At 38.4% G+C, this 20,969-nt stretch carries 20 protein-coding genes; 4 read left to right on the plus strand and 16 right to left on the minus strand.

Annotation, left to right across the window (positions count from 1 at the left end; translation table 11 throughout):
• Positions 1 to 216: 216 nt before the first annotated feature.
• The 5 genes from ACIQ7T_RS16560 to ACIQ7T_RS16580 form a co-directional block, all read right to left on the minus strand.
• The gene (locus ACIQ7T_RS16560; protein WP_370078638.1) at positions 217 to 1,899 is read right to left on the minus strand and encodes a methyl-accepting chemotaxis protein; all 1,683 of its coding nucleotides are present in this window, start codon (positions 1,897 to 1,899) and stop codon (positions 217 to 219) included.
• A 270-nt stretch (positions 1,900 to 2,169) separates the two neighbouring features.
• Positions 2,170 to 2,607, minus strand: a complete 438-nt coding sequence (locus tag ACIQ7T_RS16565; RefSeq protein WP_370078636.1) for a hypothetical protein — start codon at positions 2,605 to 2,607, stop codon at positions 2,170 to 2,172.
• Positions 2,608 to 2,677: 70 nt separating this feature from the next.
• Complete coding sequence (locus ACIQ7T_RS16570; protein WP_402871738.1) at positions 2,678 to 4,213, minus strand: YndJ family protein; 1,536 nt, start codon at positions 4,211 to 4,213, stop codon at positions 2,678 to 2,680.
• A complete protein-coding gene (locus ACIQ7T_RS16575; RefSeq protein ID WP_370078632.1) occupies positions 4,182 to 4,793 on the minus strand; it encodes a DUF4166 domain-containing protein in 612 nt (203 codons plus the stop codon). The genes ACIQ7T_RS16570 and ACIQ7T_RS16575 overlap by 32 nt, the downstream gene beginning before the upstream one ends.
• Positions 4,790 to 5,722, minus strand: coding sequence for a DoxX-like family protein (locus tag ACIQ7T_RS16580; RefSeq protein WP_370078630.1), 933 nt, complete (start codon positions 5,720 to 5,722; stop codon positions 4,790 to 4,792). The genes ACIQ7T_RS16575 and ACIQ7T_RS16580 overlap by 4 nt, the downstream gene beginning before the upstream one ends.
• A gap of 519 nt (positions 5,723 to 6,241) precedes the next feature.
• Between ACIQ7T_RS16580 and ACIQ7T_RS16585 the strand changes: the two genes are divergently transcribed.
• The 4 genes from ACIQ7T_RS16585 (at position 6,242) to ACIQ7T_RS16600 (ending at position 12,045) form a co-directional block, all read left to right on the plus strand.
• Positions 6,242 to 6,781, plus strand: a complete 540-nt coding sequence (locus tag ACIQ7T_RS16585; protein WP_370078628.1) for a sigma-70 family RNA polymerase sigma factor — start codon at positions 6,242 to 6,244, stop codon at positions 6,779 to 6,781.
• A gap of 52 nt (positions 6,782 to 6,833) precedes the next feature.
• Entirely contained in the window at positions 6,834 to 7,562 is a 729-nt protein-coding gene (locus tag ACIQ7T_RS16590; RefSeq protein WP_370078822.1) for an ABC transporter ATP-binding protein, read from the plus strand.
• Positions 7,562 to 10,066, plus strand: coding sequence for an ABC transporter permease (locus ACIQ7T_RS16595; protein WP_402871743.1), 2,505 nt, complete (start codon positions 7,562 to 7,564; stop codon positions 10,064 to 10,066). Before ACIQ7T_RS16590 ends, ACIQ7T_RS16595 begins: the two co-directional genes overlap by 1 nt.
• A 320-nt stretch (positions 10,067 to 10,386) precedes the next feature.
• On the plus strand, positions 10,387 to 12,045 hold the full coding sequence (locus ACIQ7T_RS16600) for a DUF6138 family protein (protein ID WP_402871746.1): 1,659 nt from the start codon (positions 10,387 to 10,389) through the stop codon (positions 12,043 to 12,045).
• Between the two features lie 145 nt (positions 12,046 to 12,190).
• On the opposite strand, the gene ACIQ7T_RS16605 is transcribed toward ACIQ7T_RS16600, so the two are convergent.
• From ACIQ7T_RS16605 to ACIQ7T_RS16655, 11 genes are all read right to left on the minus strand, one after another.
• Entirely contained in the window at positions 12,191 to 12,715 is a 525-nt protein-coding gene (locus ACIQ7T_RS16605) for a tubby C-terminal domain-like protein (protein WP_370078622.1), read from the minus strand.
• Positions 12,716 to 12,801: 86 nt separating this feature from the next.
• Entirely contained in the window at positions 12,802 to 13,908 is a 1,107-nt protein-coding gene (locus ACIQ7T_RS16610; RefSeq protein ID WP_402871749.1) for a DUF4179 domain-containing protein, read from the minus strand.
• Positions 13,892 to 14,434, minus strand: coding sequence for a sigma-70 family RNA polymerase sigma factor (locus tag ACIQ7T_RS16615; protein ID WP_370078618.1), 543 nt, complete (start codon positions 14,432 to 14,434; stop codon positions 13,892 to 13,894). Before ACIQ7T_RS16615 ends, ACIQ7T_RS16610 begins: the two co-directional genes overlap by 17 nt.
• A gap of 115 nt (positions 14,435 to 14,549) precedes the next feature.
• A complete protein-coding gene (locus ACIQ7T_RS16620) occupies positions 14,550 to 14,738 on the minus strand; it encodes a hypothetical protein (protein ID WP_402871751.1) in 189 nt (62 codons plus the stop codon).
• Between the two features lie 71 nt (positions 14,739 to 14,809).
• Positions 14,810 to 15,526 carry a toast rack family protein gene (locus tag ACIQ7T_RS16625; protein ID WP_402871754.1) on the minus strand — a complete coding sequence of 239 codons (717 nt, stop codon included), beginning with the start codon at positions 15,524 to 15,526 and terminating at the stop codon, positions 14,810 to 14,812.
• Between the two features lie 177 nt (positions 15,527 to 15,703).
• Positions 15,704 to 16,585, minus strand: a complete 882-nt coding sequence (locus ACIQ7T_RS16630) for a hypothetical protein (protein ID WP_370078612.1) — start codon at positions 16,583 to 16,585, stop codon at positions 15,704 to 15,706.
• A complete protein-coding gene (locus tag ACIQ7T_RS16635) occupies positions 16,569 to 17,102 on the minus strand; it encodes a sigma-70 family RNA polymerase sigma factor (RefSeq protein WP_370078610.1) in 534 nt (177 codons plus the stop codon). Before ACIQ7T_RS16635 ends, ACIQ7T_RS16630 begins: the two co-directional genes overlap by 17 nt.
• Before the next feature lie 90 nt (positions 17,103 to 17,192).
• Positions 17,193 to 17,576 (minus strand): SRPBCC family protein, encoded by a 384-nt coding sequence (locus tag ACIQ7T_RS16640; RefSeq protein ID WP_402871758.1) that lies wholly within the window; start codon positions 17,574 to 17,576, stop codon positions 17,193 to 17,195.
• Positions 17,577 to 17,734: 158 nt separating this feature from the next.
• Entirely contained in the window at positions 17,735 to 18,523 is a 789-nt protein-coding gene (locus ACIQ7T_RS16645; RefSeq protein WP_370078606.1) for an ABC transporter permease, read from the minus strand.
• Positions 18,520 to 19,530 (minus strand): ATP-binding cassette domain-containing protein, encoded by a 1,011-nt coding sequence (locus ACIQ7T_RS16650; protein ID WP_402871762.1) that lies wholly within the window; start codon positions 19,528 to 19,530, stop codon positions 18,520 to 18,522. The genes ACIQ7T_RS16645 and ACIQ7T_RS16650 overlap by 4 nt, the downstream gene beginning before the upstream one ends.
• Before the next feature lie 149 nt (positions 19,531 to 19,679).
• Positions 19,680 to 20,879 carry an MFS transporter gene (locus ACIQ7T_RS16655; RefSeq protein ID WP_402871765.1) on the minus strand — a complete coding sequence of 400 codons (1,200 nt, stop codon included), beginning with the start codon at positions 20,877 to 20,879 and terminating at the stop codon, positions 19,680 to 19,682.
• Positions 20,880 to 20,969: the final 90 nt, after the last annotated feature.

Here is a 20,969-nt window from a genome sequence, read left to right on the forward strand (position 1 = left end):
AACTTCCTATTATTCAATTTTGTACAAATAATTTACAACCGGTTTTTATTTAGAGCGATGACAATACATATATCTTCTATTTCATCCTTCTAAACCAAACAATAAAAAACCAGCAATTAAACGTTTTTCTCGTCAATTGCTGGTTTAACTGATTCTTAATTTTCGATGGAGCATTTACTGTCTAATTATGATTCTGCATTAAATACATGTCCAAAATTACAATTTAAATTTCCTAACAAGGTCGTTTAAACTCTCTGCCATTTCCGCTAAATTGGATGAACTGTTTTTGATTTCATCCATCGAGCTGGCTGCTTGTTCGATCGTTGCGGAAGTTTGCTGTATGCCTGCAGCGGATTGCTCTGATACAGCAGCTATTTCGTCCACTGATTTATTAATATTGACAGTGTTTTGTACTACGTCTTCTAGCTTTGTCGTCATGCTATCAATGTTTGTTGACATCGAGTACACTGCCTCTGCAATGTGGCCGAATGTTTCGTTTGTAGATGTAATTTGATTTGTACCTTTTTCAACTTCTTCATAGCCGTTTTCCAGTGAAGATGTCACCATGTTCGATTCTTTTTGGATTTTTTGTACAATATCCGTGATATCGTCAACTGAGACTGCTACTTGTTCAGCGAGTTTACGAACCTCATCTGCAACGACCGCAAATCCTTTACCATTCTCCCCAGCTCGCGCCGCTTCGATCGCTGCATTAAGTGCCAGTAAATTCGTTTGTGCAGCAATACCCTGTATCACTGCCACGATTTTTGAAATGTCCTGAGTTTGTTTACTTAGTTCGTCCACCTTACAAACTGCATCCTTCACAATATGATGAATAGATGTCATTTGCTCTGTGGATGCGTCCATTAAATTTTGGCCCTCTTTCGTTAAAGCCATAACATTTTGGGAATATTGCTGAACATCCGTACTGCTATTATTGACATCTGTTATCTTCAACGTAAATTCTGTCATTGTTGTAGCTACATCTGATGCATTACTTGCCTGCACTTCTGTGCCACTCGCGATTTCAGTGACTGTGTCGACAATTTGTTCCGTACCAGTTTTCACCTCTGTTGCTGATTGCATGAGCTCCTCACTATACGCAGCTACATCATTAGACACGGTTTGAATTTGCTTTAATAAACGGTTCAAAATATCGGACATCGTATTAGTCGCTTCTGTAAGCCGTCCTACTTCATCTTTTGATTTCACAACAAGTGCAGGCTCACTTAAATCACCTTCAGTAATTCGTTGCATACGTTTTGTCACAGCGATGATTGGTCTAGAAATGATTCGAGCACTTAATAATGCAATCACGATAGCAATGATAACAATCACAACACCTACGATTATTCCTGTAAGCTGCTTAGTCTCGCCTGCACTGACAATGTCTGCACCAGTCGCATTAATCAATTGCTTACGATGCTCTGCTAACCCCTCAAAGCCTTCACGTATTTCCGTAGCCTTATCACTCATAGTTGCTAAATTTTTTGTTGCTTGTTCAATTTGGCCTTGGTCATAAACAGTAAATACTTCTTTTTCAACATAACTGCTCCATTCTTTAGCCATTTCCGCAAATTTGTTGAAATCACCTGTCTCTGATATTGCTAAACGTAGTTTCTCATTGTCATCAGCATGCTTGACATTATCTTCAAAAATTTTCTTATACTTTTCATCACCAGAAAGTACATACCCTCTAGCTGCTGCAATTCTTAGCCCTATCGTCTGAGCTTCCTCATAATCTGTAATTAATAATTGCATTTCTTCATCAATAATTTGTTCCGTTGCGCTGTTGCTTTGGTTGACTGCATAAAAATTGTAACCAATATATAAAACCACTACTGCTACTACAATGCTGAAGGAAAAAACGATTCTCTTACTTATTGATTTAAAATTCATTTCAAATTCTCCTTACTTTCCAAATGCAATCTAATGTGCATTGTTATAATTTGCACACCATTAGTAATTTAACACTCTCGAGCCAAGTTTGGATTGATTTGGAATTTTCCCTAGATTAAATGAAATAACTAGGTGATTTTCATGTAATTTTCAGCGGATTATTAAAGCCAAAATTTTCAGACAGACGGACTACCCCCCAAAAAACCAAACAGGACTTTTGACACACAAAAAGAACAGCCTCAAAAGTAAGCTGTTCCTTCTATTTAAATATTAATCCCAATAATTAAACATAACATCTCCGATTGTTTTACTATCAAAGCGTGAAATGTATTTCCATTCCACTTCAGATAAACTGTGCAACTCCTTATCCTGCGTCAACAATGTGTTTAGTGTATCGGCAGGAAGGCATTTACGCATCGGAAAATATTTGTGTAATGGAGATTTTGTTAAAAATCGGAATATTAACTCTTCATCAAACTTAGCAAACGCAATATAAGGCATCAGCCTATGATGAAGTATCGTCAAACGTTCATCTTCCAGTTGAATCACCGCTTGCATATAAACAAAATGAGGCTGATCAATAAATTGGATAGCTTTTGCTCGTTGTTCACTTGTAACTAAATGATAAACCATCGACTGGAAAGATCGCATATCCTGTTCAATTAGATGTCCTGCATCAAAACCTGAAATCCCTTTAGTTAATCGCAACGAATCACCCCTTTATTATTATGTCTATATGACCTTCTAGTAAAGATAGGCAGATTCCTTCAATAAGGATCTATTTTCTTGTTATTTGATAGTTTATTTCTAAAAAGGGAAGTCCGAAAATACGCATCTTGTGCACAGCCGTTAGTGTTGTTTCATCTTCTGCCTTTATCTTAAAATGCTCCTGTAAAGGTAATTGAAATAAAAAACGGTTAATGGCTAAATAAATCCCAGCATCCCCATCGTAATTACTCGTTAAATATAAAGCACCATTATCTTCATGTAAATGTAACACCCCAATCATTGTTGAGAAAGGCAGTGGAAGTGCAATATTCATATAGGTGGTTTGTCCTATTGTATGCTTTGAATAGATTGCGACAAAGGTTGTTTGTTTGTCTATTTTACGAATCCATGCACGTGGAGCTGGACGTCCATCGCGCAGCTCATCTACTTTAACAACCATTCCTGTCATCTCAATTTGCTTACTGGAGAAGGGTAAATTCAGCTGTTGCATGAAGCGACTTAAGCCTTGATAAATCAAAGCAAACGGTTTAAACCAGCTTTTCCACTTTACAGATGCCATTAAACGATACTGATTGGTTTCTTCATAAAAATGTGGAATGATGTGTGGCAGCTTTGTCGTATCCACAAAATCACTAAGCGCATCGACTAAACCAGGGTGCGGGTCTTTTCGTTCTCGCAATTTCCCCCTAATTTGGCTAACTGGAAAATGAAATGGTTGAAATTTAGTTTCCGGAATAGCTATAGCCCAAGCCAGCACCCCTACACTACCGAAGAAAATACCATTCATAAATCCATGGAATTTTAGCATTTCTGGTATCCCTACATATCCAAATGCATATATAAACGACCATAATATCGTAATACATAGAGACCCATAGGAAATGCGTAACAGTAAACCTTGTCCACGAGGAAGTTTCGTTTTTAGAGCAAGGAAAAATAAACTGTAAATCGCAGCGATATAAAGTGTCACTGAAATAATTTCTATTATTGTAGAGAACGTTATACCAATTGCAACAAGAAGTGGGCCTGTCAATAAAATAACAACGACTGCATTGTACCATCTACTATTATGTATTCGCCCAAAAAGACCTATAGAAATAGCTAATAAACAAGCTGAGTAATGAAAATGGATGGCTGTTAACCACGTTATTAACGATGAAAAACCTGTATCGATGTTTGCGATAAAAGCAAAAAACCATAGTCCACCGATCAATATATAAATAAGTCCCACATCAATCGATATCTCCGCCATGTTTGTAAAGCCTCGTTGTAAAAATCGCTTCACACCTTGTATAGCTATAAACGCCGTATAAAGAACATAAATAAGTACGAGAACGATGGCTATCCAACCTTCAGAGCACCAATGTAGCATCGTAATCGCAAGCATCATCGCGACAATAATAGCATCACCGGCTTTGTTAAAGGAAATGACCATTTTCACCATCGCAGGAACAAAGATCAGCTGTGCAACTGTGAGTAGCAACATATATCCAGGCTGCGGGCTAAACAAATAACAAACGACCGACAGCATAAGCCCTACTATTAGGACAGGACTACATAGATTGTTGCGTAAATTCACCAGCATACATCATCAGCCTCCCTATCAATGGATTATGGATGGACACATGAATCGTAAACACATTCCTTTTGTCATCAAATCCTTCCTCGACGATTACACGCCCCTCTAATATTTTTGGTATTGGACATTCCATTTTGGAAACTACAAACCGTTGGACACCAGAACGAATGATTAATCTCCCCTCCCGTGTCACTGAAAAATGTAAATCTGAATAAAAAAGAGCTGGTGATCCTAAGTAATCCTTGACTATTTTTCGGACTGGATCAATCGTCATTCTCGCATCGAAATGTCTAGTTCTGGTTGAAAAATTGAAAGTACGCTCCCATAACACTTCAAGTTCTCCACTTGGTAATACTCGACAAGTATTACAAATTGAGAATGGAACACCGTCGCCTGATTCAGGAAACAGGAATTTAGTTTTGGTAGCTATCGCATAAAAAGGACGCAGCCACTTTGTACCAGATTCAATTTTATGCATTACGCCAGTAGCATAAAAAGACTGATCTACAGGTAACATATAACGCTTCTGCAGCATCGGATGGAGTCGAGTAAAGTCCTCGCCCAATAAAGTTTGATAAATCGTCATGTTGTTTCTCCTCGCTTTCGTTTACAGCTTTTGGCACTAGGCATATCTTTACTTAGAATCAACCCGATAATGGACAATACCCACAATGCTACATTAAGTGTTACAGGATTAAACGGAGCAGTAGCAATCGTTTTATCTGCTAGAACGGCACCCAATGTTAAAAACGGAAATAACACTATTTGCACACCAAACAATAAACGCTTTCCTCGAGGCAATAGCCAACACAGTGCAAAGATTATCTCCGCAAGTCCAATCCAGTTTACTATTTGGCTAGTGTTACTTGATCCATTCAACTGACTATAATCCCCGCCTAGTAATTTCTCAATCATCATCACCTCAGTAGGATGTTGTACGATGATTTTCGGTACAAGACCGTGGTACAACCACACAAAACAAAAAAGCACACTAATGAGCATAGTTAAAAAGAAGCGACGATACTGAGAAAAAGGATTTTCTCCTTTTTCAAGCCATCTTTTTAAAACATCGAAACTAAGAGCTGTTGCCCAGCCCATTACGGGACGAAACACAGCATCAAATAATTTCCCTAGTTTCCCGTAGCGAACATCATAGTCATACTGGGTTAAAAATGTGAGCCCCTGGTCTTTAGGAATATATCGCCAGTACCCTTTCCCCTCTGCAATTGGAGATATTTTTTGGGGTGTACCAAAATGTAACGAGGATGTTTTCGTACCATCTTTTTTATGATGCTCTCCTTTACTCTCACCCCAGCCACTAACTGCTATGCCCGGCATCACCTTCGTTTCATAGGTAAAGCGCTGAGGTTCTTCAGGAGATTTTTTATCGATATATGTAATAGAAGTAAAACGTAAATCCCATTGCTCATGCAGCTTAGGGTTTTGGGTATAATTCCAAGCCTCGTCGATAGGTGCTCGTATATCCAGCTCCACATAAATAGGCTTTTTCTTCATCTTTATTTCCTCCTTAAAACAAGCTTATTAGTTATTTTAGTTTACTTTCCATGAACTTCCATAAATCCCACTCTATTAATGTTATTATAGCAATAAATTAATCTTTAACCATAAATTGGACTTTATCTATTAAATTGGAACAACACCATAACATAGGGTTGATTCCCGTTCCTACTGAGCGCTTTCGCACAGATAAAACTTTGTTGCTGCTGCTACGTTAGCTATACGCCTTTTGCACAGAAAACACACGCTTCGCTCCAGGGTCTTGGGCTAACACGATGTTGGTCACGAAAGCGTTATCACAGGTTTAGCCTTCTTGCCCTATCGCTAATCCCCAAGGAGTCGCCAAGAACGAAGATCAACTGATATGCATTGTATAGTCTTTAACAAAAGTAATCTCCTGTTTTCGGAAATGACCCATTAAATTCCCATAAAATAAAAAAAGTTGAATCGAAATGATAGTTTGCCAAGTCTAATAGTCGGAAGGAGGCGTTTTTCATTACTACAAAGCAAGAATCATTGGTACAGTTAGCACAAAACGGAGATGAGCAAGCTTTTTATCAGCTTATTGAGCAGGAGCAACATAAGTTATATCGAATGGCTTATGTTTATGTCCAAAATGAAAATGACGCCGTAGAAGTTTTTCAACAGACCATTATCCGTGCATATGAGGGCTTACCTAAATTAAACGACCCTCAATATTTTTCTACCTGGTTAACGCGTATTATTATAAATTGCTGTAAAACCTATCTTGCCAAGAAAAACTCGGTACAGCTTGTTGAACCACATACATTAGAGGATCTCAATAGTACTTCACCTACATATATCGAAGAAGAACTTGATTTATGGCATTCTCTCTGCGAGCTAGAGGAAAAATACAAAACGGTTTTACTATTACGTTTTTATCAAGACTACTCGGTAAAAGATATTGCAGCGATTTTACAATGTCCTGAGGGCACTGTGAAAACGCATATTCGCCGAGGCTTACAAGCTTTACGACAACAATTAAAGGGGGCATATATAGATGAATGGGTTCAATCCGTTGAAAGGAGTTATTAATGCGATTCCGATCCCCGAAGGACGTTTAACAGAAGTGTTACGCATCGAAGGGATGTCAAAAATCTTTCAACAAAAGCATCATACGGTCAATGCTTTGAAAAATATCCATTGTACAGTTTATCAAGGTGAAATGGTGGCCATTATGGGGACGAGCGGTTCTGGTAAAAGTACACTGCTCAATATGATTAGCGCCATCGATGAACCGACTGAAGGAGCGTTATTCTTATTTGGAAAGGAAGCGCATGATATTTATCAAGAGCCAAAAGCATCGAAATTCCGCAAAGAGAATATCGGCTTTATCTTTCAATCATTCCATCTGTTGAAGGATTTATCAGTTGAAGATAATATTGCGCTCCCTCTTATCCTCAATGATGTACCAAGTAAAGACATCAAAGTACGCGTACAGCAAATGATGGAAAAGCTAAATATCGCTGCATGGGCAAAGCATCGACCAAATGAGCTTTCTGGTGGTCAAAAACAACGAGTGGCCATAGCCCGCGCCATTATTGCAAACCCACCAATATTGCTGGCAGATGAGCCGACTGGTGCATTGGATGTGAATACGACTGATGAAATTTTAGGGCTGTTAGTAGACTTGCAAAAAACTATGAATCAAACCATGTTACTCGTGACACATGACCCTTATGTTGCGACTTATGCAAATCGTGTATTATTTTTCCATGATGGTGCCATTGTGGATTCCTATCAAAATACGCAAACAGCGGAGGATTTAGATTGTATTTTAGCGAAGTTCAAGCTGATTACTAGAGGTGATGTGTAATGTTTACGATGCGTACCATTGCTCTGAAGCTATTTCGTGCAGCATGGGCCAATGTATTAACGAGTATTAGTATTATTACCATTTCCATTTGCCTTGTCATGACAATGAGTGTTTACATATGGAATGCCCATAGTCAAATGAAAGAAGACATACAAGCATTATATGGCGAAATGGATTTAATGGTCGGCTATAACCCCGATCAAAATAGGCTGTTAACTTCACAGCAAATCGAAAATTTCGAAGCAATGCCTGGTGTTACAAAAGTTTCGAGTGTGTCACTAGCTCAAACTAATGTTGAAAATGAGAAAAATACATCATTTTATACAGTTGGTGTGGAAAACGACGACTTAGTGAAAAGCCGCTATCATTTTAATGTCGATCTTGGCCCGAACGAAGTTGTGATTACTGAAAATGTGGCACGTCTTTTCCACAAAGAGGTCGGTGATACGCTAAACGTTACTTTCAATAAAACGATTGGAGATACTGTTGAAGCAAATACAGGTAGCTTTACGATACAAGAAATCCTTTCACCCCTTAAAGGCACAGATAGTCCTAATTTTATCCTTATGCAAAATGATGAGTTGAAAACTTGGATGAATAATAGTAATGCACAAACGGCCGGTATGTTTGCACTCATTAAAACGGAAGATAATATGGCTACCTCAGTTGGTACAGATTTGAAACAACTTGATGAAACATTACGTGTAGATGTCATGAGTGACTATGATGAATTTAAGAGAAATTTACAAGCATTAATCATTTTTATGGTTGTACTTTCATTCTTTATATTACTTATTTCAAGTGTTTTACTGCTATCAACGTTCCAGCTATTATTTTACAAAATTAAAGAACAGCTTATGGTATTTCGTGCACTTGGCGCCTCTACCAAGCAAGTAGGACGCATTGTACAATTGCAATTATCTACAATTATTGGCGTTGGCGTATTGCTTGGGACAGCGGTCAGTTTATTGATAATAAAAAGTTGGTTACCACAGCTCATTAGTTTGATGAAAATGCCAGATGCAAAAACTGATTTACCGATGATCTTTGTATTGGCGATTGCTATTGTAAGTTTTTTATTGCTCCAGCTAATCACACAGTGGCAAGTTCATAAAAGCTCAAGTCTATTACCTTTACAAATCGCAACAGAGAATGAAAATTTAAGTTTACGGTGGACAAAATGGAAATCGATTATTGTGAGTGGCGTTGCGTTCATATCCCTATTCTTGTTTTTAAATGCTTATAAAATCGGAAAGAATAGTGGACAAGGTGCACTTATGATTTTAATAGGCACATTACTCGTCAGTGGAATCTTCCTTTACCTGATGCCATACCTCTTTACAGCATTATTTAAATTTTCATTGAAGCCTATTCGTACTGTGCTCGGCAAAGAAGCATACTTAGCGTGTCAGCAGCTTATGCCACAAGTACGAAGAAATATGCCGATTATACTTAGCATTATCGGCTTAATGGTCATTTTAATTTTCGGCAGCTCTTTATTTAAATCAGTTCAGCAAAGCTCCTATGAGTATATTAACTCTCAATATGAAACATCGATTAAAATTGATAATGAATTAAATGACCCAACCGTTACACCGGATCTAATAAAAGAAATTGAGGCATTGCCGAGTGTGGCCTATGCCTATGCACGAAGTGAAGCACCTTGGATCGCGCTTGAAGGCGAAAATGGCTGGGAAGAAGGTAGTAACTTCGAGGCCATTGATGTCGAAAAATACGTCCAGTTAAAAAAGCTTGATGCTGTTAAAGGAGATTTGAAAAATGGAGTGATCATTACAGAAAGATTTGCTAAAAAACATCAATTAGCAGTTGGTGATCGTATAATGGCAGGGACATTTGATGAAACACTTCAACAAAATGTGCCAATTGGTGAATTACTAGTAATTGATGTAGCTCTTGATTCTTATAATAAATATATAGATTTATTTGTGGATTGGTCCTCTTTTATAGTATCTTCTGATTCAACTATCATTACAAACATAATGGTGGAAGCAGATAATACAGAGCAGGCATTAGCCGATCTCTCATACTTACAAGAAAGTTGGCCAGCTTTAAAAATTACTGATAAAGAGACATTTATTAAGCAAAACGATGAAATGACCTTCCAGCGCTGGAGCCTTTTTGTTGGAGTCTTTGTTATTTTAATTTCTGCAACTTGTCTCGGCGTATTGCAAACACTGCTTCACTCCATTTACTCAAAACGTGCGGATTATGCAATTCAGCGGCTTATAGGTCTTTCACCGCGAGGATTAATCAAGCTGATTTTGACGCAAGTGTTATCCTTTGTACTTTATGGACTGACTGTTGGGACATTTCTCGGACTTCTAGTTACAAAATTACTGTTCACGATTGACGGAGGATCTTATGACTTCGTTACATTAGGTGTTACGAGTATCGTCTTTTTAGGCGCGACACTTATTGTCTTTACGCTACAAGGTTACTGGATAAGTCGTAGAAAATTAGCGAATGAAATGCTAGATATTTAAATGAAAGTAGACCCTCTTATGTAGCATAGGGTCTACTTTTCATTTATCGCTTAAATTTTCAGTTTATCGTCCTATTTTTCGGATTTATCGCCCAACTAAACAGAGTTTTATTAAAAATAGCTTTCTAAGAAATAAGCTATTTTTTATGCTAATCCGACTATGAATATGTGAACTTTTGTACTTAAACTAAACGAACGTAGCAGATTAGTATAAAAGATGTTCGCTTCTTGTGTAAGATTATGTAAAATATATGTAGACTAATACAATTTTACTTATAAAACTAACTAAGCTAATAGAATAGTTATTAGGAGGAGATACCGTTGAATCAGGCTGTGGAAGCTTTTCTGAATAAGGTATGGAAGGAAATCACTACACTTTACGAACAAGAAAGCAAAAGAATCAATGAGTTTAAGGATCAAAGAACGTTGCAAGCTGGAGTGCACAACTACCTCCGGGTGGCGTGGAGAAAAGGCAAGTTTACCTGGACTAAGGGGAAAATTTATATCGATTTCTCCAAATTATTATCCAGCTCGAACAAATTTGGAGCGGATACTTACATCATGGAGTTGACCGATGAACTTCTGACTGAGGAGTTCTTTCCTACCTTGTGCGGGCTTGTAGACGACCTGTTCCGCTCGGAAAAACTGGGGCCCGATTTCTTTGATTACAAGTTTGAAGTTGTGTTTGAGTTTGAGTGGGAGAATTCGAAATTAACCCTTAACAAACAGCTATATAATGTGCCCAAGTTGATTCAACTCCAAAAGAGGCTGGATCATTTTATTCAAACAATGATTCTGTCTGATCTACCTGTGTTACCTGTAGAGATTGACATTTTCTTTTTCGCCAAGCATTTGGTCAATCCTGATTTGATGAAACAGGAAGTGGAAGTAATTGATCTGTTAATTCGTCGTCTCTCCGACAAGTTAGATAACGACCAGGAGCTCAAAAATGATTGGATCAGTCGGTATACTTATACGTTTAAAAAATGGGCGCTGGATTACTTTTTACTGCAGCATTTTACCCGATCCGGTCATTATGGAATGATTTGGACTTTGAAAGAGGATCATCCTTCCGTAGATATCGGAGAGATGGATTTCTTTCTTTATGCAGCATTGCAGATTGGCTTCACTGAGCCAGATATTCGGCAAAAGTATATGGAACTAGCAGTCCAATTGGGTTCCAAGGAGGCTGCTATTTATTTAAAAGAAGGCAGTGGAAAATTTGCTCGTACATATCGTGGAGAGCTGATAGAAGGCAGAAACAACGATATTACACAAACGATTGAAATTCGAATTCTCTCCGAAGAAGAACTTGCTTATAAAGAAGCGTTGGATTATATTATCAATCTTTTGAAACAAGAGTTTCCTAAAAGTTATCAACTAAAGTTAGAGAGTAGCCAAAAGAACTTCCTTCCCGTGGAGGAACTGGCGAAGTCCGAGCTACATCAGTTTTTTGCAAATGCACTTAGCTACCCTAATTTGTTCCCGAAGATTGCAGAATATGTAGATATAGCTATGGAAGAGTTCGCGTGGTACGGGGACGTGGAGCCAAGCGAGAAATCGGTCATGCCGGGCACTTATGCAGTATTGGGCCTTGGCTTGTACAGCGAAGCTTATTTTCCGCTAGTGTGCCGCTATATGGAACTGGTAGATACAGAGCATCAGTCAGCGCAGGATGGTTATGCAGAGGCGTTTATTGATGCGCATGGCGTAAAAGTAGAGCTTATGCCAGTGATTGTATCCATTTTACAGGGAGGAATTGATGAAGGCACGTTGGTCACCAATTTAACCATCGACACTCCTGAGCTAGCCGAGGCGCTATTCAAGGCGCTAAAAGGCAAAGAGATTTATGAAAGCGAAATGGTACTGCACCGGATTTTTGGGAGCATAGAGGAACTTGAAGAGGCAGCCCGAGAGGCACAACCGCCATTAAAAGAAGGATTGGAGCAGCTGATGGCCCTTCAAATCGAAATGACCTGATAGCTTTATCTTCTAATAAATTAAAAAGAGCATGTTTTGGAAATAATAACCAAGATATGCTCTTTAGTTTTGTTCTCAAATTATTAAAAGATTTATCGTTTAACTATTTCAGTTTATCGGACACTTTTTCAAATATATCGACATCTTACGCTCCTACAAACAGCACTGCCTGTCCAATCGCAATAAAAAAGGCTTCATGCTGTATCGGGCTGTTGTCTTCGATTTGCAGAGTAATCTCAAAATGGGTTTCACAAAAGACAGCATGCCAGCGTGCTATCGGTTGTTCCTCTAACGAAAATACGGACCAGTCCTCCATTTCCTTGTTGAGTTTTATAGTTTGGACATCATCCGTGATAATTAAGTCAGGAATCATAATTTGCCAACCATCATAGGCAATCATATACTCTTTGCCTGTGACGAAATCCTTCCCTTTAAAATGCACTCGACCCCGACGCGACACCTTCTTACATGTGAAAAGAGGCTGACCAGTGACATCACTGACATCAAAACGTACAAAATAGCGATAGTCCATTGTGCGGTCAAATGCCTTTTTCAGGCCATTCGAATAAACACGTTGGACATTCGACGATACTTCCCCCGCTTCATTTAAAATGGCTACTGCCTCTGTTGACTCAATGGCCGCTGGTTGTTTGTATGTATAAATCTTCAATCCGTTCGCTCCTTCATTCAGTTGCTTTCTATAAACTAACATAAAATAAGCGCCAAATACAAAGGTTGTATTTGACGCCTGAATGTTTATTTATTTTGCTTAGGTAATTCTACTGTGAATGGTTGGAACTTCACTTCTTTTACAGATGGTTTATTAAATGGAATTTTAGTTTCTACGCCAGCAATATCAACATGTACACCGCCTCCACCTGAAGGAATCACTAAATATGGTGTAATCATTAATTTTTGAACATTGCTTGAAATCGGGTCAAAGGACTTGGTACTGCTAAAGTTCCATTCACCATTATCGAAATGACCTTCTCCTCCACCAGAATGCGAAGTAATCTCCTTGCCATTCTGATCGGTAATACGGAATTCTATAAACGATGCACCTACTTGTGAATTATCAATTGTCCCCTTTTCAGAAGCTTTATAGTCAAGTGCTATACCTGATGGGCTTAATGAAATTTTTGACACATCCAGTTGAATGCCCTCTGCTTGTTGCTGATGATTAACTGGCACATCAATAGTATTCGTAATCTTTTTAACAGGAACTGAAAATTCCCATTTTTCCCCTTCTTTCCCTTCTAACGTTAAGCCCATTTCAAAGGAATCCGGCATGTCTTCCTTCACTTCAAATCTTGCGATGCCTGTACGGACTGTTGAACTTAAAACTTTTTCACCATAGCCACCAGAACTTACTTTAGGGTTTTTACCATTAATAGTAAAGTTCGGTCCTGCCCCTAAGTAATAATCACCTAATTTCTTTTCAGAATCAATTGTAAGTCCTACCGTAATATTTGACGCGTCATAAAGTACTTCATCTATTGTTACGGAAATACCGTTAATTGTATGTTTTTCTCCAATAGTGCTTGTTAGCCCTTGTTCACTTGCTTGTTTTAGTCCAAGGTAACCAGAGTTACTGAATACCGACCCGACAATCGGTAGCTGTGACAATGTGCTTGCGAAAGTTGGAGATACATACGCTGCAGAACCTACCATAATACTAAATGCGGCTGCCGCACTTGCTACATATAATAATGGTTTACGTTTACTTTTTCTTTTAATTTGTACAGGTTTTTGAGTCATATTTTTTTGCTCCTCTGCTTGTTTTATTCCATTGGCAATCGCTGTTCGTACCTCATCTCTTGGGAATTCTGGAAGGGTACTGTTTTCATTAAATGGCTTTTTCATTAAACGTTGCACTCCTTTCTAATTCTCGTTTTAATTGTTTTTTTCCACGATGCAAATACGTTTTAATCGTGCTAACCGGCTTTTCCATTACTTCTGAAATTTCTTTAATTGGTAAATCATGATAATAAAATAAAATGATGGCCATTTGCTGAGAGTGATTCAAAAGCTGTATAGCATCCGATAAATCGATTGGATTCGCCAGAACATTTTCTTGCTCCCGTAAACGATTTAATAATTCATTTTCTTCATAAGGAATGATTTTTTGCCCTTTTTTTAGCAAACGATAGCATTCATGTATTAAAATCCGAAACAGCCATGTGGAGAAAAATTCTGGATGCTTTAGTTGATGCACGGTTAGATAGGCTTTACATGCTGCTTCTTGAATAGCATCCAGTGCATCCTCTTTTTGGCCAACATAAGAAAGCGCAGTATAAAATAATTTTTCTTCCTCTAGAATGAGTAGCTGCTCAAACGCTTCCTTATTCCCTGCAATAGCCTGTTTGACGATCGATAAGTCATGTTCCACGCTGTCTCCCCCTTTCAATACTTAGAGTAATTAACTCTATCAAAAGGTTTCACTTTGATAAAATTCTTTTTACAAATAGATAAAAGTGGCTCTGCTTTAAATATTGGGGTGACGTTCAAACCGTCATTCCTGCACTTTTATCGTGCATTTTATTCGTTCTATCCATGACTTTGGCTCTTCTATCCATGACTTTGACTCTTCTTTCCACGGCTTTGGCTCTTCTATCCACGATTTTGATCGTTCTATCCACGTTTTTGGCTCTTCTATCCACGTTTTCGGCTCTTCTATCCGCTACTTTGCTCATTCTATCCGTCACCTATGTTTCTACAAAAAAAAGTAGACTACTTCACTTAAAGTAGCCTACTAAATTTTTCATTATTTATCCAATTTGAAAGTAATGTCGCCTACTCCGATTTCGGAATTGACCTCTATTTTTACATCTGCTTTGTCATACGCTTCGTTTACATAAACCCCTTCTCCTTTAGAAATGAGGCCTTCAATATTTGATGTGCCAATGCCTTTTTCTGTCGTAAGCTTTACCCCAACCTTTGACGGTAAAGTGACAGTAGTGTTCCCAACACCTGTTTCAATATTCGTTTCGAAGTTTTTTTTCCAATCGCCACCTAAATTTACTTCAAGATCGCCAACACCTGTGTTAATATCTAATTTTTCCAGCTGCAACCCTTGTAAATCTAGTTCTGCATCCGATGCTCCCGTTTCGATTGAGAGATCCATTGGAATATCTTCATTCAGTTTAATATCCCATATATTTTTTATTTTCCCTAAACGCACGCTAGTTGAACCTTTATGATCAATCGATATTTTTCCTGTCTTGCCACGTAAGTCATATTTTACTTTTGGAGCAAGTTTATCAATATTGTATTGAGCAGTACCTTCAACCCAATCCTTAGCACCTTTTTCTACTGTTATTTCCCCAATTCCAAGTTGTAATTCAACATCTAACTTTTCTGCTTTATCCTTTTCGACTAAAATCGTTTCATCTTTGGTTTTACCTGGCATGACTGAGTTGCACCCCGATAACGCAATTAATGAGGCACCTATTACCAAACCAAGTCCCATAAATTTTTTCAATGTAATTTCCTCCCGCTATATAATATTCCAATAAATTCATTATATAGGAATTTTCATTTATAAAAACGACCCTCCGCTTTAAAATCTTCTAAGACCTAAGACGTAGTGAGCACTCCTTCCATGGATATGTCAAAAATGAACCCCGTATGAAAGCATCATATTCATACGGGGTAGCAGTTAATAGGTGAAAATACGTGAATCTTTATAAAGAATAGAAGTATTTCCTTCATGATCCAATGCATGTATCAGCAATTGAGAAGTAGCTATTTCTGATTTTAGAGGCACTGATATTAATTGCGCATCATTCGAATCAACTGCTTTCTCAATACGCTCGGTCCCAGTGTCTATTATTAATTTTTCAATGTTATGATTGTTAAGTAATGGAATAACAAGATTGTGGATGTCTTTTAAATAAACAGAAACCATGGTATCTACTTCGCTCTGTATATACTGATCCAATGCATAGCCTTTTCCATCATGCTTGAAAATTGCAATACCTCTAAAGCGATTCTCCGAAAAATAACCAATTCTATACTGTTGTATCGTTATTGTACCATTCATTTTAACAGTATCTGGATGAAACGGTCCCAGTACAGTATTTCGAATGTCCGCTTCATTCTGTACGTAAACGCGATAGCCAATTCGTTCAGACATATTCCCTAAAATGGCAATAATAATGACGATACATAGTAGTACGCGCCAAAACCATTTTTTCATAAATGCTAATATCGCAAAAATAAATAAGAACACAGAACTCACTAATCCTACTACCATCCAAGGTTTTGTTAATACGCTATAGTCTTTCACCCTTCCAGACTTTTCTGGATAGAAATTTGAATCGATAACCGTCGACGTCGTTAATTGGATATCATGTTGGAAAAGCATCATCTTTAAACCGATGATCAGACAAGCTGTTACGACTACTGTTAGGATAATTGGCATTAACGGTGTTCGCTTCTTCGTTTTTTGATTGATTTTTTGAAACGTTTTACCATGACTTTCATGAGAGAATTTACCTTCCTTATACATTTCATTGATGGCATTACGAATCTGATCCATATTCGAACCCCTCCTCCAATAGCGTGATGCCAACCATTTGACGTGCTCGCCTTAATCGTGTTTTGACCGTATTTTCTGGTAGCTTTAGTAAAGCTGCAACGTCCTTTAAGGAAAACTCGGCAAAGTGAAATAGTAGTAATACATCTTTGTATTTCGTCGGGAGTTTCTCAATCGATGCCACTAGCAATGCATCCGTCTCTCCCATCAATACTTCTTTTTCAGGATTATTGGAAAGGCTCTTTAATTTGCTCCAATAATCAATGACTTGTATTTTTTTATAACGCCAGCTTGAAAGATAACTATGACAATTGTTAATCGCAATTCGATATAAATATGTTTTGATGGAAGCTTCTTCACGGAATTGCTCCATTTTCTCATAATATTTAACAAAGGTATCTTGTACTAAATCTTCAGCCACTGCCCAATCTTGTACATATGTAAAGCATACGCGTAATAAATAATCCCCGTACATTGTCATGGCTCTAGATAAGTGAGCGTCCTTTTGTTCTTTTAACATTTTGCTCGCCCCCACAAAAGCATTTACAGTTAGACTGATGAACAATAAAAAAGTTTCATGAAAAATGAAAATTTCCATGAAACATACAAGTTAACAGATTTCATTTCCCTCCACTAAAACTTTTAAGCTTGCGAGAGAAGCCCCGTAGCCGCTCGTATTAAAAGTGACCGTGGTGCCATTTTTTTCTTCCTGTAAAAATATAGCGATCAGCGTTTCTTCTACACCTAAGTAAAAAGAAAACTCTCGATTTGGCGTTACATTTTTAATCGTTAACACCATCGGTAATTTTTCTGCAAGCTGATTTTGTTCATTCGGCATTATCGAGAAAATCATCTCTTCTCCTGCCTCTAATTTGGGAATTTCCCAAGTTGAATCTGGGGCGTACCATTGCGTCAGTAGCTGTTCCTCTATGACAGCCTGCCAAACTGTAGCAATACTTGCATCAATCCAAATCGAACTTTTTTCTGGATCCATCATCGCATTCCTCCGTTTGTTGAATTCATTCCTTTTTCCATCATTTTATCCTATTATAGGAATCAGCAACAGTTACAACTTTAATTCTCGCAACAATCCAAAATAAAAAGCGTGTTTTGACAATTGCTTGATCAAAACACACTCTTTAAGGATTTTTCTTATGTTCTACGCATATAAGCACGAACTGTCAGTGGTGCAAAAATGATGACAACAATTGCCGCTCCAATAAGTGAAGCTGACAAATCCCAACCTATAGTTCCTGAATTTGCAAGTTCTCTAACGGCTGTGACGAGATGTGAAATTGGATTAAATTTCACAAACCACTGCAGGAAATTTGGCAAAGTCTCTGCTGGTACAAAAGCGTTAGAAAGAAATGTCAGTGGAAACAGAACGAGCATGGAAATTCCCTGTACACTCGAAGCTGTACGTGCAATGACACCAAAGAAGGCAAAAATCCAGCTAATAGCCCAGGCACAGACAATAACTAAAAGCCCCGCAAGTACAACGTAACCAAATCCACCTTCTGGTCGATACCCCATGATATATCCCATAGTAAAAGTAAGTACAGTTGCAATTGTATAACGAATTGTATCCGCCAATAGGGCCCCTGCCAGTGGAGCAATGCGGGCAATCGGTAGTGATTTAAATCGATCAAACACCCCTTTATCCATATCTTCCCGCAATTGGACTCCTGTAACGATTGAGGTAGTGATGACCGTTTGCACGAGAATTCCTGGAATGATGACTGGCAAATAGTTTTGCACATTGCCCGAAATGGCTCCCCCAAAAATATAGGTGAACATGAGGGTGAAAATAATCGGCTGAAGCGTTACGTCAAATAATTGCTCAGGTGTACGTCGAATTTTTAATACGCCTCGATAGGCCATCGTTAACGAATTTCTTAAAGATTGATTGAAGCTCGGCTTCTTTAGCAATTGACTTTTCATACTCTTTCCCCCTCTACTTGCTCAGAGCCTTTGAGTTCTTGGGGAACATTCTCATCGGTAATTGTCAAAAACACTTCATCTAAGGTCGGTTTTTGTACGCTGAACTCATCAAGTTGTATTCCTTTTTGACGAAGGGCGATCAGTAAATCCGTCACTGCGTCAACATTTGCCATCGGGGCCGTAATCTTCCCGATGTCCTGTGTAACTGTAGTTTTTACGTCGAGTATTTGTTCTACGGTTTCACGAGCAACTATGATCTCCTGAGGATTTTGAATGTTCAAATGTAAAGATGATGTACCTACAGATGCCTTTAGCTCATCGACCGTTCCCTCCGCAACAACTCGACCATGATTAATAACGGCAAGTCGATCTGCTAGCTCATCAACCTCTTGCAAATACTGTGTCGTTAATAGGACGGTTGATCCTGTATCTACTAATCGACGGATTGTGTCCCACATTTGATTGCGTGTTCGAGGGTCTAACCCTGTAGTCGGCTCATCTAAGAAAATCAATGGTGGCTGTGCGATAAGACTTGCAGCCAAGTCCAAGCGACGTCGCATACCACCAGAGAAATTTTTCAAAGGACGTTTGGCAGCTTCTGATAAACCGAACTCTTCCAGTAATTCAGCTGCTTTATTTCGAGCCTCTGTACGTCCCAATCCTAGCAAACGAGAGAAGATTATCAAATTTTCCGTTGCACTAAGTGACTCGTCAACCGAAGCATACTGACCAGTGACTCCAATTAATTGACGGACAATGTGAGGCTCCTTCACTATGTCATAACCGAATATTCGTGCCGACCCCTCATCTGCTCGTAGAAGGGTTGCGAGCATTCTGATCGTAGTAGTCTTTCCCGCTCCGTTAGGGCCAAGTACACCATAGATAGTACCAGCACGTACGTTTAGATCGACACCATCAACAGCACGATTTCCTCCAAAATGTTTGATGAGACCATGTGCTTCAATGGCCCATTCACTATTCCCTATCGTGCTTTCCATTCTATTCATTGTATTTCCTCCTTCGCTTATTTCCACCGTTTCATTTTTCTTGAAACAGATGAAAATCACTTTTCTAAGTTTTTTATAGATGTTGTCTATAAACGGATGATACAACAAATATATGAACTGAATGTGAACCGAATTTGGGTTTATTTTTGCTACGATACTACAGCGTTTTTGTTTTGGGTCACTCTATATAAATTCATTGCACCGAGAGCGACAAATATGGCTACAATGTCCAGCGCCAATTGATAGCTTGAAAAAAAGGTTACCATGAATCCAAATAACGAAGGGGCGATCACAATAAATAACTGATTCAACGTCAAGGCTGCACTTACAGTTAGACCAACATATTGTGGATTCGATTGCTCTGTTACACAAGCGATAAACAGTGAATACCAGCCAAGTGCTACGAAGCCCAATAAGAAACAACCTAATAGCATCAACATTTTTGCATGTAGCATAAGCGGCAATATGACGATAAGAATAACTGCACTAGCCATTACGATCATTAATAAAAATTCCCGCTTCTGCGCAAAAAAATGATCACTAATCCACGCAATTGCTACCCTTCCAATCATTCCACCGATTAATACAACGCTTAAATATTGCCCCGCCTCTGTTAAGGAATAACCTCCTTCTTGATGTAAATAACTCATGAAATGAGCAACAAGTATCATTTGTAACGTCATCATCACAATCCCAACAATATAGATTGGATATAAATCTTTATTATTTTTAATAGCTTCTAGCTTCTCTTTAAAAGTGACAGAGGTTGTAGCTACTGCTTCGCGATTTTTAGGCTCCTGATAAATCAGTAAAAAAAGCAATCCACCAGCAATAGCCACCAATCCTTGTACAAGATGTACCGATATTAGGCTATGATGATAGTACATATATGTGAGAATGGCTGACGCTAAAGCTCCACCGATAGGAATGCCTGTTTGTCGAATGCCAATCGCTAGTCCGCGATGTTTGTCTGGAAACCATTTCACAATTGCGGTGCTGCCCCCTGTTTGTGCACTTCCGTACCATACGCCCACGATTAATAATAAAAATAACAACACTGCATAATTATTGACCAACATGAGAAGTAAAGCTGAGAACCCTAATAAAATAGAGCCCCATCCGATAATTTGTTTTTCTCCTCTTTTATCCATTAAATAGCCGAACAGCATCATCGAAAAAATTGGCCCAATATTAACAGCAGAAACGATAAAACCTGTTTGAAAAGATGATAAATCCCATTCAATTTGATAAAATGTAGCAATTGGCCCCATGCCGTACGTCACAAAAGTTGCCGCAGTTTGGGACAGTGTAGCTACTAATACGATGATCCATTTATAATATGTATTCATAAAAATTCCTCCAATGCTGTCTCACTGATTCATTAACTTTACGTATTTGAGTTTACGCTTGCTCAATGAATGCGTAAAATGGAGGAAAAT

It is taken from the genome of Lysinibacillus sp. NPDC096212 (assembly GCF_044763105.1).
In the GTDB taxonomy this organism is placed as follows: domain Bacteria; phylum Bacillota; class Bacilli; order Bacillales_A; family Planococcaceae; genus Lysinibacillus.

What these genes read in the sequence shown, in the direction of transcription:
- ACIQ7T_RS16560 (WP_370078638.1), bottom strand. Translation starts at nt 1,899, where the DNA reads ATGAATTTTAAATCAATAAGTAAGAGAATCGTTTTTTCCTTCAGCATT.
- ACIQ7T_RS16570 (WP_402871738.1), bottom strand. Translation starts at nt 4,213, where the DNA reads ATGCTGGTGAATTTACGCAACAATCTATGTAGTCCTGTCCTAATAGTA.
- ACIQ7T_RS16575 (WP_370078632.1), bottom strand. Translation starts at nt 4,793, where the DNA reads ATGACGATTTATCAAACTTTATTGGGCGAGGACTTTACTCGACTCCAT.
- ACIQ7T_RS16580 (WP_370078630.1), bottom strand. Translation starts at nt 5,722, where the DNA reads ATGAAGAAAAAGCCTATTTATGTGGAGCTGGATATACGAGCACCTATC.
- ACIQ7T_RS16590 (WP_370078822.1), top strand. Translation starts at nt 6,834, where the DNA reads ATGTCAAAAATCTTTCAACAAAAGCATCATACGGTCAATGCTTTGAAA.
- ACIQ7T_RS16595 (WP_402871743.1), top strand. Translation starts at nt 7,562, where the DNA reads ATGTTTACGATGCGTACCATTGCTCTGAAGCTATTTCGTGCAGCATGG.
- ACIQ7T_RS16610 (WP_402871749.1), bottom strand. Translation starts at nt 13,908, where the DNA reads ATGAAAAAGCCATTTAATGAAAACAGTACCCTTCCAGAATTCCCAAGA.
- ACIQ7T_RS16620 (WP_402871751.1), bottom strand. Translation starts at nt 14,738, where the DNA reads ATGAGCAAAGTAGCGGATAGAAGAGCCGAAAACGTGGATAGAAGAGCC.
- ACIQ7T_RS16630 (WP_370078612.1), bottom strand. Translation starts at nt 16,585, where the DNA reads ATGGATCAGATTCGTAATGCCATCAATGAAATGTATAAGGAAGGTAAA.
- ACIQ7T_RS16635 (WP_370078610.1), bottom strand. Translation starts at nt 17,102, where the DNA reads ATGTTAAAAGAACAAAAGGACGCTCACTTATCTAGAGCCATGACAATG.
- ACIQ7T_RS16640 (WP_402871758.1), bottom strand. Translation starts at nt 17,576, where the DNA reads ATGGATCCAGAAAAAAGTTCGATTTGGATTGATGCAAGTATTGCTACA.
- ACIQ7T_RS16645 (WP_370078606.1), bottom strand. Translation starts at nt 18,523, where the DNA reads ATGAAAAGTCAATTGCTAAAGAAGCCGAGCTTCAATCAATCTTTAAGA.
- ACIQ7T_RS16650 (WP_402871762.1), bottom strand. Translation starts at nt 19,530, where the DNA reads ATGAATAGAATGGAAAGCACGATAGGGAATAGTGAATGGGCCATTGAA.
- ACIQ7T_RS16655 (WP_402871765.1), bottom strand. Translation starts at nt 20,879, where the DNA reads ATGAATACATATTATAAATGGATCATCGTATTAGTAGCTACACTGTCC.